Raw genomic sequence first — 14,588 nt, forward strand, 5'->3', positions numbered from 1 at the left:
AATTTGTTCTAATCATCTTTATATATAAATATTCACGTTTTTGAATATCTAAAATTGGTTTTCTATTTGTTCTCTTTCTTGTTTAATATGTTTAATTTCTTCTGCCCAAGAACTACTAAATTCACGATCCCATTTCACTAGCAATTGTAAGATTTCTTCTTGAAGATTTAAGAATTGAATGACTCTAAAGCGATTTTCCCACCATAATCTTAATATTAAAATTGAATCTTTTTCTCCTTGAGGACCTTGAGTATGCAGCCACCGAGTAAAATGAGGAGTGAAATATAATAATACATTTTCTTCAATGAGATGTTCATGATAAAAAACAGTGAGTGGCCGGGTTGGAAACAGCCGGTACTGTTCATTATAAAGAGGAGATAGTCGGGCAAGTATTGATTTAATATCACTCTCATCAATCCACATAATATTTTCTTGGGAAAGATCTTTTTCTAATTTTGCAATTAACTTCCATTTCTTTTCAAAATCGGGATTTAGGGCAATCTCAGTTAATTTATTTGGTTGTTCATAGTATGTTCGAAATGCGATATAGCCCAATTCTTCTTGAAATTCAAAGAGTTTTGATTTATTGGTTAAAATCTCGTATTCTTGAATACGATGTTCAAGTTGGTCATAGTTCCTTAAATTTAATAAAATCAATAATTCAATCTGGGCTTCTGCGAGAGTGAATTCGTTTTGTTGCTTCAGTAATTCTATAATTGCTAAGGTACGATTATAAACTCCCGAAAGAAAAGATTGTTCAATATAATATACCACAAATTGTTTCTTAGTTATTTTCTCTCCTCTAAAGGAAAATTCTAATTGTGAATCCCACCCAATGGAGCGTTGAACAATTAATTGATTTGTCATTATATCTAGTAATATGAGAACGATGGGGTGAGAAAGACTATATTCTTTGGGATTTTCAATGAGATTCACCAAATTTTCCCCCTTTAATTGTAGCATCCGGATTAATCGTTGAATACGATTATAATTTAAATTTCTTGATGTGCTCATAAGGTGTATAAAAATACTGATTTTCGTTTCGTTTTGTAACGTTTTTGGAGATATTATTTCCCAAATTGCATCTTCTTCTTCCTCTGATGGGTTTAAACTCAATATCGAAACAAACTTTTGTAAATCTTCTTCTCCTAATTTTAAATTATTGAATAAAGCTTCCCGAAGATCTTCAGATTTTCCATATAACTTTGAAAGATGAATAAAAAGTTTGATTTTTTCTTCGATAGGATGATTTCGAGTGAAAATAATTTGATTTAAGATGGTTTCCTGCAATTCATCATTATCAATATCAGCTTCCAACATTTTAAGTAATTCAAGATTAGATTTTGTTTGCAAGCTCAAATATATTTTTGCTTGGATTTCTTCCGGATTTTCGATAATTTCCTCTTTAGATTCATCTTCATGTAGTGATTTTGCGGTGGTATTCTCCTCATCTGGGTAATTATCATCGCTATCACTCGTGAAATCTTCTTCTTCTATCGGTTGGGAATAATGTTCCAATTCATAATCAATTAAATTATTTGTGTCATCTTTAGGAGATTGAGTCGGAGAAGAGATTGGTTTATCCAATTTTTGTTCGATTTTCTCAAGAACATTTGTTAAACGTTTAAAGACATGTATTTCCTCTGAAATAGGCCTTTGTTGAGCCGTAATTGTTTCAAGATATGGGTGTGGCAATTTTTTTTTATTATGACGAGGATCCTTTTTTTGCAATGTTGCTTCGAGTGAAATTTGTTGTGTATTTCTGGTTTTAACTGTTTTAATCGAATTTATTTGTTTATCCGGATCATTTAATGGGTGTATCCTTTCTCCTTGAGGTAATTGTAGTGTCGCTTTTTGTTGATCGGATTCAATTTTATCTTTCAATCGCTTAAGTTCGCCTAAAAGCCAAATTTCCCCCTCATTTGTAATCTTGTATGCAAAATATCTCCGTTCATTCTCAAGTTCCTTGACTTTTTTAATTTTGCCGTCTTTGATTAAATTATTGTAAATTTTATAGAATGTTCTACTACTTTTTCGAATAATTCCCGGAAGATTTGCATTGATTTGGGTAAGCTTATCTTGCCGAGTTATTCCGTTCTTCCACAAAATATAAAGAATTTTCTCAAGCTGCGTGGATTGCTCAAGAAAAAGTTCTTCCTCGAGGGGAAGTGGTAGCGATTTCGGTTCCATTCTTGATTATGAATAGTTCAAATTACTTTAATATTATTCGTAAGGAAGGAATATTATTGAGTTGATAATGGGCTTAAATGGAAGATTTCTAAGTGAAAATAATACCGACAATCCCAAACTTCCTCTAAATTTTGTGGAAAAATCTTTATGAAAATTACTTTTTCGTCATAAAAATATAACCGCACTACAAAATAGTTCAATTGTCCAATAGATTTATATATTACTTGAATAAATGTGACATCATCACTAAATAATTAAATTGTGATAATCATGAAAAAAATCAATAATATTTTACTCGCAGGTATGATTCTTTTATCCTTTAGTTTAATGGCTGTTGAAGCCTTTGCTACTGAGAATGATACTGTTATGTATTCCATTATGGGAAGAGGAGGAGGAACTGTTCCAGTAGAACAGCCCCCTCAAGAGATTCCATGGGGAATCACTCGTATTAATGCAATTTCAGCAGCAAGTGCAGTAGACGAATCATCTGTAATTGTTGCCATATTGGATACGGGGATGGATTTAGATCATCCTGATCTCGCTGCACTTTATGTTTGGGGCTATGATGTAGTGAATGAAGATGCAATTCCTGATGATGATCATGGTCATGGAAGTCATTGTGCAGGAACCATCGCTGGAATTGATAATGATATTGGTGTAGTTGGCGTTGCACCTGAAGTTGGGCTCTATATCTTGAAAGTCTTAAATAAGCGCGGTTCTGGAACAGATGCTCAAGTCGCTACAGGAATAATCATGGCTACCAATGGTCCTGATGCTACTCCTGGAACCTCTGATGATGCTGATATTATTTCTATGTCTTTAGGTGGAACTTATTCCGTAGAAATTGAGGATGCTGTTGCTTATGCTATTTCTTACGGTGTGGTTGTAGTCGCAGCAACAGGAAATGATGGTGCTGATGTTCCTTCCTATCCTGCAGGTTATGATGGTGTAATTAAAGTCGGAGCCACTGATATTAATGATGATATTGCTTCATTCTCAAATCGTGGTGAAACTATCTTAGCTCCTGGTGTAAATGTTTATTCAACTTACAAGAATGCTGGATATGCCACTATGAGTGGAACGTCTATGGCTACACCTCATGTCGCTGGTGTGTGTGCCTTGGCAATTGCTGCCCATCCTTCATATACATCGGCTCAGATCGTCGCCTTAGTTGAGGGATCTGCAGATAATGCTGGTGTTGTGAACGCTCTGGGTGTAATATAGGGGTTCAAACAATTTTTTTTTTTCAACTCCACTTCTTATGTTTTATTGGTCTATTAATAAAAAATGAGCGAATAGACATAATCTTTATATTTATTATGAACAAATGTTATATTATCACCTAATTTCTACAACACAGTGATTTATTATGAAAAAATTTCAAAAATTTTTAATAACCTTTTTGTTGGTATTTTCACTCAGTGCGTTCATGTTTGATGCTCAAGCAAGTTCCAATACTAGAGGGTCGCGACGTCCTCCTTGGGAACCTACAGATGCTAAACCGGTATGCAGTATTGTTTCACCAACGAATGGGGAAGCCGTAGAAGGAATCGTTTCGATTGTTGTTTCCGCTACTGATGATAATGGGGTAATTGAAGTTGTTATCACCGTTGATGGGGTTACAATTATAGGTACTACTTATGATTGGGACACAACGGGTTTAGCTGACGGAAGTTACAGTATTTTGGCTACTGCGACAGATACTATTGGACAAACCACAACAGACTCCATAACGGTAAATATTGGAAATACTTCTCCTGGAACCGGAGACGGAATTGTTAACAAATATGCAGTCATCATTGGAATTTCTGATTATGATACAATTAGTGATTTAAGTTTCTGTGATGAAGATGCCAATGATTGGTATAATTATCTCGCCCCTAAGGGTTACCAAATCACCCTATTGGGAGATAACACAAATACATATGCTCGTCCAATAGACGGAATTGCTACTGAAGCAAATATGAAGCAAGCAGTCGCTGATATTTTGGCTATTGCTGATGCTGATGATATCATTGTGTATGCTACCAGTGGACATGGAACTGAAGTCAAATCTGGAAATGGTCGTACTGCAACATACAAGCAAGCCATTTGCGCTTGGGATTGCTCCGCGGGTGTTGATGGGGAAGATGGGTTGCTTTATGATTCAGAATTTGCAACAATGTGGGTCTCTGCCGTTTCTAACGTCTTTATTTTCATTGATCATTGTTTCAGTGGAGGTATGGATGAATTATTCGATGCTCCTAATGCTGATTGCTTCTACATGACAACTACTTGTTCTGCAGAAGGTTTAGGATATGATGCTTCCGAATATAGTAATGGTATGTGGACTTATTGGTTCTTAGAAGCTGCTTTAGTTAATCAAGGTTATACTGATTTGCATGAAGCTTATGTTTATGGGTATACTAATTACTCCATCACTAAGGAAGTCGATCTTCCTTGCGAATTTGGGGTTGCTGATTTCAATTTATAAGTTCACGCTGAATCCCTCTTTAATTATTTTTTATGGGGCGAAAGCCCCTTTTTTCCCCCTTTCTTGACAAATCCATAGTATATTGATTTTCATCACATTTTTTTAGATGTGCTCTTGTGATAATCTATGAACATTTTTATCACGGGTGGTAATCGTGGAATTGGTTTAGAATTCGTCAAACAGTTTGTGAGTAAAGGGAACACAATCTTTGCTTCCTATAGAAATCCTAATGGAATATCTGAACTAGAGAGTATTAAAGCCACCTATCCTAATAATCTACACCTCATTTCATTGGAAGTATCCAATCCGGAATCAGTACAAAATTGTTATAATATTATATCATCCCAAATTTCAAAGTTAGATCTTTTAATTAATTGTGCTGGGATCATCTCTGGAGGGAGCCAACGAAATTATCCATTAGGTACAATGGCGGCTGAAGATATTCAGCGTGTTTTTTCTGTCAATGCAATTTCTCCATTGAGAATTTGTGAACAATTTCTTCCTCTTCTCGAGAAATCTGATATGCCTCGAATTATTAACATTAGTAGCAAAATGGGTAGCATTGGATTAAAGAAGGTTACAGGTAATTATAGTTATTGCGCAAGTAAGAGTGCCTTAAATATGTTCTCCAAAATGATGGCTATCGATTTACAAGATAAAAATATCACCGTTTTAACTTTTCATCCTGGCTGGGTTCGAACCGATATGGGTGGTCAAAACGCAGAGATATCCCCCTCAGAATCTATCTCTGGTATGATCACTGCTATTTTTAGCCATACATTAGAAGATTCAGGGAAGTTTCTTGATTGGAACGGGAAAGAATTACCATGGTAAATATCGCAGCTTGTGTATTTTAAGTATCTATAAATAATGATCCCATTTCCCATCTGGAACAACAAAACAAAAGACGTTTTTTCATTGTGCTTGTGTTCTTGGTGACATAACTAAAAGTTCTTTTGGTTTTGCTTCTTCTTACAATATTTTTAATAATACTATGGCAATTATAGCTAATCCAGCTATAGTCCATAATGCATAATAGCTAGTTCGTTTTATTGAAAATGGATTAATTTGCATAACTTTGCACCATTCAATGATTAAGTTGAAGGAATCTGCAATTTCAGTTGAAGGTAATGCAGGTTCAGTTTTTATATCAATTGAAACAAAGGTATTTTTTAAATTTCCTTTGATCTCCATCTGATAAATAATAAAATTATCATTCATTTGATTAGATCGTCTATAAATAATTACTCCTTCCCTCTTTTCCTCATTAAATTCTTGGGTTCTAATTGAATTAAACGGAAAACTCTGCCCAAATTCTATTGATTTCTGAAAAACTTCCGATGGTTGGAGTGGAATTTTATACCTCAGTGAATTCATTTGTCAACCTTATCTAAGGAATGTATTTTCCGTTTTTAAATCTGATGATCAAAATCAATGATCAGAATCCTTCTGGAATTATTTGTTGATCTTAAATACATATTTTGGGCTATTGTCCAATTAATATAAAAAGGATCTAAACATTTATATTACTACTGGTCAAAAAGTACTTGTGGTAAAACCATGATACGCACTCACGCTCAAAAAATAATACTTGGAATATTTCTTATTGGATTAGTCGGTTTCGTAGGTAATTTATCTTCAGTATCGGCTTTAGGTCGCGGAGCTGAAGTTGCTCCAGTTGATCCTCTAATTATTAATGACGCATATTATTGTGATAAAGATGGAGATGGATTGGAAGACGATGTAATTACTATTTTCACGCTTTATTCACCAACAGGATTGGTCGCCGATGTTGATGCTGTTATCGATTTATCCATTCTTTTACCTTCAGGACAAATCTTTTCTTTTTCCTATCGATTAAAAGAGACTTTTATTGACCTTGAATTAACCATAGAATGGTACAACTGTGCTGTAGAAGATGGTTGGTATGATTTCACTGTTTTAGTCGATATGCATGGATTTGATATTGATCGAACTCATTTCGATGGGATTGTCACAGAAACTTTGACTTTTGATCCTCGAGAAGTTGGAGGGGCTGGCTTACCCTTCGCAATTGTTTTATATTAGAATCATAAAGTTCTAATCTTTTTTTTTATTGAAAAACATGTAATATCAACATAAACATCATTTTTACTGCTGGTTCGAAATACATGGATAATGGAAATCATCTAACTGAGAAAGACATCAAAGTTTTAATGGCTTTAGAAGAAAAACCTTTGGCCACATTTGATGAACTTGCATCAATGACCGGTTTTCCCAAATCCAGCGTTTTTAATATCTATGAATCCCTAAATGAAGAGAAAAAAGAAGAGTTGCCCTTTTTTTCAGTCTTAGCCCTTCCAAATATCAAGAATTTAGGGTTGGAAATAGTAGACGTTATTGTGGAATCTCCAAAATCTTCCCAATATAAATTTTTAAAGGAATTTTGTCTTGAACACCCATATACAGCTTATGACGGGAGATCTTATGGAAGTACCAATGGGATGTTGATCCAATTTCGAATTCCCCAAGGAACTAGTTCCTTTATTGAAGAAGTATTTCATCACTTCTCTTCTTGTGGGATTATTGAATCCTTTCAGTTATTCTCTTTTCCTGATAATTATATTTATACTACAACTCAAGTTAAATATTGGAACCATTCTGCTTTATCTTGGGATTTTAGCTGGAAATCATGGTTCAATTTGGAAAACTCGTTGTGGGATCAAGGAACTTTTGAACAAGAAAAAATAGCATCCCAACCTAAATTAAACCAGGGAGTCGTGGAGCCATCAGCATTAAAATGGTTGAAACAAAGTGATATCCACATTCTAATTGAACTTATGAAAAATTCTCGACGGAAACGGGTCGAATTCATGCAGAAGCTTGAAGAAAACAAGAATTTGAAGTTTACACGTCAGACTTTTAGTCGAAGGCTCAAAAAACTCTCAGAAGAATGTGTGCAAGGGCATCGATTATTTTTTAAATCTCATGCTTTCGATCTTCACAATCCAACTTTATTGATAGGATATGCTTCTGAGCGTTTTATTGAAAATCTCTATATTCATTTGCAGAAACACCCCATACCATTTACCTCGACATTTAAGCATAATAAAAAATCCTTCTTCTGGTATATTCATATGCCCTCAACTCACCTATCAGATCTCTTATTTGAATTAAATCCTTATTTAGAAAACTTACAATTAAATGTAATTGATCATCCTCGAAGTCTGATATATTATTTCTATGCTAAAGCGTTTGATGAAAAAACAAAACAATGGAATAAATCACATGATTTCATGGTTGATGATGTTTTGACGTATATGGATGATTGGAAGAAAAAGAATAAATGATTTTACCTTGATTTTGATGAATACACTCTTTCGTTTTAATATCTACGATAATTGAGAAAATTTGTTGAAAAGACTTTTTGAAATTATTCTTAAAATTAAAAATTAAGTGTGAATTCTCATTTTTTCAGATACTGATGGATCCAGATAAGAAACTCGAGCAAAAAAGATTAATGGGAATTCGTGGCAAATTAATGCTTAATATTCTTTTTGCCAGCGTTATTCCGCTCCTTATTACAATTAGTTATATCATGCTATTTGGAAATATTGAAACTAGCACGCGTTATGATATTTTGTATTTATTTATCGGGATTACACTCGTGTCCATACCAATGGCATGGATCATCGGTCGAAGATATTCTGTTGATATCGTGAAACTTAAAGAAAACATTATTCATGAAGAAGATTCAGATTATGTCCCTCACTCCATAGAAAGAAATGATGAAATTGGTGATTTATCTAATGAATTCCTTCGTCTTACTCACAATTTGCTCGAACAATCAACATTGATTGAAAAAATTGTAGATTCCAGCGCAGCCCCTCTTATTCAACTGAATTATGATTTTGAAATTGTTTTTGTTGGCGAAAGTTTCTTAAAATTGACTGGATATTCCATGGATTATTATTTAGGGAAAAAACCGACCATTTTATACGCCAACCTTGAAGATTCTAAACGGGTCTCAGAGGTGTTTTGGAAAGAAAAGCAAATTAAAAATATAAAATATGAACTTGCAAATAATTATTCAAAGAAAATCATTGTCGAAATGTCATCTATACCTTTAATTTCTGAAGATGGGCAAAATATGGGTTATTTGAATACATATTTCGATGTTACTCAACGAGAACGTGTTATGGACTTTGTGTCTGGGATGGCTTCAAATGTTACTGCCATGGGGGGTAATATTGAAAACCAAACACAAAAAATTAATCTTCAAATGAAGGAATTGGCAGGGTCAACTGAGTCCGTCTCTGGTAGTATCAGTTCTCAAGTGAAATCCACCCGTGCCATTCAACAGTCGTTACAAAATCTCAAAACGATAAACCAGGATATTTTAATGCAAGCCAATTTACTTAAAGTTCAGTTAGGTCAAAGTGAACAAACTGCCGAAGTCAACTTCACTTTATCAAAATCAATTGTAGATCGCATTAACGGAATCTCCAATAGTGCGGAAAGTGTCAATGACATTATGCATAATTTGTCAGATAAAAGTCAAGAAATTAATAAAATAGTCGAAGTTATTAGTGGAATTGCAACTGAAACCAACTTGCTTGCACTAAATGCTGCCATTGAAGCGGCTCGTGCGGGAGATGCCGGGAAAGGATTTGCAGTGGTCGCAGATCAAGTACGAAAACTCGCTGAAGATTCGAAAAATGCTACCAATAGTATTTCAGATTTAATTGATTCCATTCAAAAAGAAATTCAAAACTCGGTAGTAGCCCAAAACACTACCGTTGAAGAAATTCAATCTAGCAAATCGGATTTCAATTCCAGCCAGGTAGAAATGGAAAAATTATTTAATATTGTGCAACTCGCTGATCAAAGTATTCGGAACGTTGTGAGTCAAATGGATTTTCAAGAAAGTGAGATTAAAGATATCAATGAAACTATTGAATTCATCAATTCTGAAGTTGAAATGGGTTCGATGGCCTTACAAGAAATAAATGACTCAAATGGAGATGTTTCAAGCACAATTGATGCTTTAACAAATCAGACTCAACAATTAACCGGGGAACTACAACATTTACTCGCAGAAATAAATCATTTATAATACTTCATGCTTATTTTGACAATAAGAAATGAAACGATCCATTTCTTTTATAATGTTTTTTTGTGTCAATGACCCAATTTAGAGTTCTCGAAAAAAACTCTTGATTATTCACCCAAGCAATTCATTTTGAATTATTTCTATCGATTTTATTGCATTAACTGCATCTTTTAGATCAAAATTCTGATTTGTCCAACAGAACTCTTCTCGAGACGATTGATCAATTAAGAAACATTTTGTGCAAAGGTTAATTTGATTGCAAAATTTGCAATTTCTTCTTTCTTCAACCTTGGATTTTATAGTTTCCACTTTTTTTCTAAGAGAAACATAGTTATCATCAAGATTTCCGATTGAATTACCTCGCCAACACAGTCTTATAGAATTATCTTTAGATATAATTGCTTTATCGAAGGTATTACAATTGGCCTCTTCTTTTGACCAAGGACATAAATTTTGAAAATGGGGTAGTAACTTCCTTTCTAGCAGATAATTGATACCATTGTCACTATTTTTAATTTCTTTGAGAAACTGAATCATTTTTTTAAAATCTTCATTTGTAACATCAACAACAACAATATTTTTGAAATCAGTTTCATGATCTTGATATTTCTCGTGAAAATTTACCATCTTCAAAATTCTAATTGGATTTTTTATACTTTTTCCATAAATTAATAGTCTACTTGAGTTAAGAACTGTAGATTTCTTTGTTTTTGTCCAAATATAATGTTCATAATGGATTGTAGGTGGAAAATTATCATAAAAGGTTGAAATGTTATTTGTATAATTTGACTTGAAAGTATCTTCATTGGAATAAAGTTGGATAAAATTGCCATTAATAGCAATGTTTTCTTGCAACCACTTCACATGCATTTTCTTTAAGATATCAGAATCAATTATTATAGATTTGAAGAATGCCCCATAAGTTAGAGATCTTGAAAATAGTGATAATGTTTTAGCAATATTGAAATCTATTTCATGTGAAATTTTGAAGAGTTCAGCTTTTTTACTAAATTGTAATTTTTCAATTTGAAATGGATGACTATTTTCAATGAATATGTGATTTTTTAACCCCTTATAAGAAATATTATATTCAAATTTCTTATGGTTATTGTAAATAGGGGTTCCTTTCATAATTCGGAATTTATTTAATTGATAAGAATTTATGTCTAAGTATTCAACAACATTGATTGTATTTTGTGCTTCCTCTAAAGTTTCACCTGGTAAACCAACCATGATACTTACGAAAACATCTTTAAAACCAATTTTTTTTGCATAACGTGTCATTTTTTGTAATTGTTCAATGAATTGTATTTCACCTTTGAAATCAGATTTAGAGTGAGATGGATTAACTTTTCCAATATTTCTTAAAATTTGTGGAGAAGAACTTTCCAATGAAAAACCTATTGAAGTAAATCCTGCATTTTTCATCAAATGAAGAAGATCTTCATTTATTTTGTCGCATCGAGTAATACAAGCAAGATTAATTTTGATGTTTTTTCTTATTATTTCCTCACAAATTTTTTCAGCTCTATTTGGAAATATCGTAAATGCATCGTCTAAAATACTTATTGGCTTTTTATGCTGAAAATGACTGAGGTAGTCTATTTCTTGAATAACCCGCTTAAGAGAATGGGTGAAAATGTTCTTCTTATATAACACTGCACAATTGCAGTATGTGCAATTTTGATTACATCCTCGAGCGGATAAAATCCCAACATTGCTAGCTTCTTGAGGGGGAATAATTTTTGATAAATAAGGTGATGGATATTTGTCAATGAAGTTATTAATTTTTTTATTTGATGATAAAACATCTTTATCTGGAGTAGATATTACCCTTCCTCCGATTTTAAAAGAAACTCCCTCAATATTACTTAGGTTTTTTTTGTTTAAAATAAAATTATACTTCTTTAATTCTGTTAAGATCTCTAAAGTTGTTTCTTCTCCTTCATTTCTAATACAAATATCAATTTCTGGGATTTTTTCAACAATTTCTGATGCTTGAATAGTCGCAGTTGGACCTCCAAAAATCGTAATTATTTCAGGAAGATCTTGTTTGAGCTTTTTACAAATTGCTACAGATTGTAAATAATTGGTGTCATAAATAGTAAATCCTACTATTTTTGGAGCCATTTTGGATATTATGTTAATACATTCAGATATGTTTAATTTTTTAGGCGATATCATCTGAGAAGCGGAGAAATTGTTTTCATTTAGATAGGCAATAATATATGAAGCCCCTAGATGATAGGAAAAAGTGTTTCCTTGAAAAATTTGTCCCGATACAAAAATAAATAGAATATCCATCTTATTCTCCTGTTTTAAAAGCTGAAAAAACTTTATAGAACTAAATGGTTCATTTTTCTCAATATCTAAATTTACCATGATTCTTCTTCTGGTACAATTGAAAATTTTCCTCTCATTTTAAATTGAAAAAAAAGAATCTTAGAAATTCTAACCAATACTAACAAAAATTATTAGTGGAGTTATTTTATTAAACGCTTCAGGATCAAATCCATGTTTTTCCAATAGGTTTTGAACGAAATTTCTCATTTTTTGTTTAATTGCTTCCTGATCTTTTTCAATTTTTGATAAACGATCAAATTCTCCAAGAATTGCTTCTGTGATCTTTTCCCCATACTTTTCAGTAAGAAGTTCTTTTATTGATTGTCTTTCATAATTATCCAAAAGTTGTCACCAGTCTTTTCTCGATTTTACAATTTATAAATATTTATTTCAAAATCCTTCGAATAATATAATTAATTATATAGGTCAAAGAAGTGGTATTTTTTAATCTGATTTCAACCTTCAAGATATTGAGTTACTGGATAATTTTTGAGATCAGTCTTGAAAGACTTGGTTCGTTATCCAATTTAAGGAAAAAATTATATTTCTCAGCCTTTTCAAATTTATTCCAGATTTCATCATTAATTTGGATTTGTTCTGCAAATTTATCAATTTTTTTTTGGGCAGAATACGAATGTCCTTTATAAACATAAAAAATATGGATTGATTGTATCTTCTTTATAACAATCATGTAGTTTCCAAATTTTGCTCGATCTAACCCTTCATCAAAAATATTTTTACTAAAGGTATTGAATGCGGAGAGAAAACTTCCGAATATTCCATCAGAAATATTCCAATCATTCGTAAAAGATTTACTCATTAAGGGTAGACCGGTTTCTTGGGAAATAAGCAAAAATATTGGGACTTCATTACGAGAATTGACGATCTTATTTTTAGATTTCCACATCATACTATTCAATTGATCTCTAATTTTTGCTAATCTCATACGTTCATCAATGGATATTTGATTTATATCCAAAGATTCCCACACATCCCATTCTTTTAATAATTCATCATGTTCCATAGAAATTTTTTGCGCTATCTGCTCAATTTTGTGTGTCTGGGCATATTTTTGCGCTTCTATTAATAAAATCCTTGCTTTTTTAAGATCTAAATCTATTAATGCCATTTTTGATTCAAGTAACAATGTTTCGGCAAATAATCTTATTGAACTCTGGGTCTTTGCTGCATTCTTCAAAGTGTCAACAATTGCTTCAAGTTCATTTTCTACTTCAATATCTTGAGTTATATTTAATTCTGTTAGAAGAAGATCACATAAGTGAAGAAGTGCCCTTTCGGTTAATTCCCAAGGAATTTTTTTTTTTTCTAAAACACTTTTAAGAATATCTTCAGCTTCGATTCGAGAACGACTTCTCAAACTTGTTTTTAAGATGAGGGCTTTATCAATTTGTTTAATGAGTTTAAATATTTCTAATTTACTATTTCTACTTTCTATATTCTGTAATTCTTTAAAATAAATCTCTGCTTGTTTTATATGCCCAACTTCGAGAGACAAAATCAATAAACTATCCACGACTCCAAATAATAGAAATTCTTGGCTTACTTTCAGTTTTTTTGAATCATTTAAGGCATTTATCAAATATTTTTCGGCTTTTAAAGGTTCACCATTTTGATGATACGCGTTCCCTATTGAATTGTTGCACCGAATAATTCCAATCAAATTTTTATTATTCTCAGCAATTTTTAGCCCTTGTTTAAAATTTTCAATTGCAGAAGACATATCCCCCTTTGCAAGATAAATTGAACCCATCAACACTTTTCCTTCTCTATCTCTGGAGTCCGGTTCATACTTGTCTACTTTTTCAAGAATAAATTTTAGGCTTGTATCTAAATCGCCTTTTAGATAGTAATAAGTTGCCTTGTTATGTAGAGATGTTCTATACTCCCTTTGTATTCTAACAGAATTCTCCCTTTCTCTTAATTCGTCCAGTATTTGAGATGCTTGATTGAAAAATGTAATCGACGTTTTTTTTTCTTCTGAATCTTCTCCAAATTTTTGTAAAAAATACCATCCTTTGAAATTTAAGATTTTAGCCCTTCTCAATTCAAGATTTTTTGTTAAATAACTCGATTTTTCATCAAAAACTCTTTCACAATATACAATTGTCTCCCAACTTTTAGTAAGTTCTCGCAGTTCAAATAATATTTTGGCTTTCATGATTAAATAATCAAGAAATATTAGTTCCTCACTATTACGGGGTATATTTTTTATATTTATCTCAATAAGTTCAAGAGATTCATGAAGTTCGCCAATCTTAAATAAAAAAACACTTTTGAAATAATTGAGTAGGATAGTTTCTAAATTATTACACACCATCTCAGATCTTATTGCATTAATATACTCTAAACCTTCTGAATAGATTCCTTTTGATAGGTAATTCTCCAGTTGACCAATTTTCATATCAAAAATTTTATCCTGAGTAATGGTTTGCTTTATCATATATTTTCGATCTTCTATTATTGAACCCA

The 14,588-nt window shown here is 32.3% G+C and carries 11 protein-coding genes; 6 read left to right on the forward strand and 5 right to left on the reverse strand.

Annotated elements, in window-relative coordinates:
* Window positions 1–48: 48 nt before the first annotated feature.
* On the reverse strand, window positions 49–2,190 hold the full coding sequence (locus NEF87_RS00105; RefSeq protein WP_457918106.1) for a hypothetical protein: 2,142 nt from the start codon (window positions 2,188–2,190) through the stop codon (window positions 49–51).
* 270 nt (window positions 2,191–2,460) lie between these two features.
* Between NEF87_RS00105 and NEF87_RS00110 the strand changes: the two genes are divergently transcribed.
* The 3 genes from NEF87_RS00110 to NEF87_RS00120 all read left to right on the forward strand — a co-directional run bounded on the left by NEF87_RS00110 (window position 2,461) and on the right by NEF87_RS00120 (window position 5,497).
* Complete coding sequence (locus tag NEF87_RS00110) at window positions 2,461–3,414, forward strand: S8 family peptidase (RefSeq protein WP_457918107.1); 954 nt, start codon at window positions 2,461–2,463, stop codon at window positions 3,412–3,414.
* 145 nt (window positions 3,415–3,559) lie between these two features.
* A complete protein-coding gene (locus NEF87_RS00115; protein WP_457918108.1) occupies window positions 3,560–4,663 on the forward strand; it encodes a caspase family protein in 1,104 nt (367 codons plus the stop codon).
* Window positions 4,664–4,789: 126 nt separating this feature from the next.
* Window positions 4,790–5,497, forward strand: a complete 708-nt coding sequence (locus tag NEF87_RS00120) for an SDR family oxidoreductase (protein WP_457918109.1) — start codon at window positions 4,790–4,792, stop codon at window positions 5,495–5,497.
* 138 nt (window positions 5,498–5,635) lie between these two features.
* On the opposite strand, the gene NEF87_RS00125 is transcribed toward NEF87_RS00120, so the two are convergent.
* The gene (locus NEF87_RS00125) at window positions 5,636–6,040 is read right to left on the reverse strand and encodes a hypothetical protein (RefSeq protein WP_457918110.1); all 405 of its coding nucleotides are present in this window, start codon (window positions 6,038–6,040) and stop codon (window positions 5,636–5,638) included.
* 183 nt (window positions 6,041–6,223) lie between these two features.
* Between NEF87_RS00125 and NEF87_RS00130 the strand changes: the two genes are divergently transcribed.
* The 3 genes from NEF87_RS00130 to NEF87_RS00140 all read left to right on the forward strand — a co-directional run bounded on the left by NEF87_RS00130 (window position 6,224) and on the right by NEF87_RS00140 (window position 9,758).
* On the forward strand, window positions 6,224–6,730 hold the full coding sequence (locus NEF87_RS00130; RefSeq protein WP_457918111.1) for a hypothetical protein: 507 nt from the start codon (window positions 6,224–6,226) through the stop codon (window positions 6,728–6,730).
* Window positions 6,731–6,813: 83 nt separating this feature from the next.
* Window positions 6,814–7,992, forward strand: coding sequence for a hypothetical protein (locus tag NEF87_RS00135; RefSeq protein WP_457918112.1), 1,179 nt, complete (start codon window positions 6,814–6,816; stop codon window positions 7,990–7,992).
* Window positions 7,993–8,126: 134 nt separating this feature from the next.
* Window positions 8,127–9,758, forward strand: a complete 1,632-nt coding sequence (locus tag NEF87_RS00140) for a methyl-accepting chemotaxis protein (RefSeq protein WP_457918113.1) — start codon at window positions 8,127–8,129, stop codon at window positions 9,756–9,758.
* A gap of 108 nt (window positions 9,759–9,866) precedes the next feature.
* Here NEF87_RS00140 and NEF87_RS00145 read toward each other — a convergent pair whose 3' ends face one another.
* From NEF87_RS00145 to NEF87_RS00155, 3 genes are all read right to left on the reverse strand, one after another.
* Window positions 9,867–12,059 (reverse strand): B12-binding domain-containing radical SAM protein, encoded by a 2,193-nt coding sequence (locus NEF87_RS00145; protein WP_457918114.1) that lies wholly within the window; start codon window positions 12,057–12,059, stop codon window positions 9,867–9,869.
* 147 nt (window positions 12,060–12,206) lie between these two features.
* Window positions 12,207–12,440: a hypothetical protein gene (locus NEF87_RS00150; protein ID WP_457918115.1), complete on the reverse strand. Its 234-nt coding sequence runs from the start codon at window positions 12,438–12,440 to the stop codon at window positions 12,207–12,209.
* 133 nt (window positions 12,441–12,573) lie between these two features.
* Window positions 12,574–14,559 carry a tetratricopeptide repeat protein gene (locus tag NEF87_RS00155; RefSeq protein WP_457918116.1) on the reverse strand — a complete coding sequence of 662 codons (1,986 nt, stop codon included), beginning with the start codon at window positions 14,557–14,559 and terminating at the stop codon, window positions 12,574–12,576.
* Window positions 14,560–14,588: the final 29 nt, after the last annotated feature.

Origin of the sequence: Candidatus Lokiarchaeum ossiferum, from assembly GCA_025839675.1 — an archaeon.
Lineage (GTDB): Archaea > Asgardarchaeota > Lokiarchaeia > Sigyniarchaeales > Promethearchaeaceae > Lokiarchaeum > Lokiarchaeum ossiferum.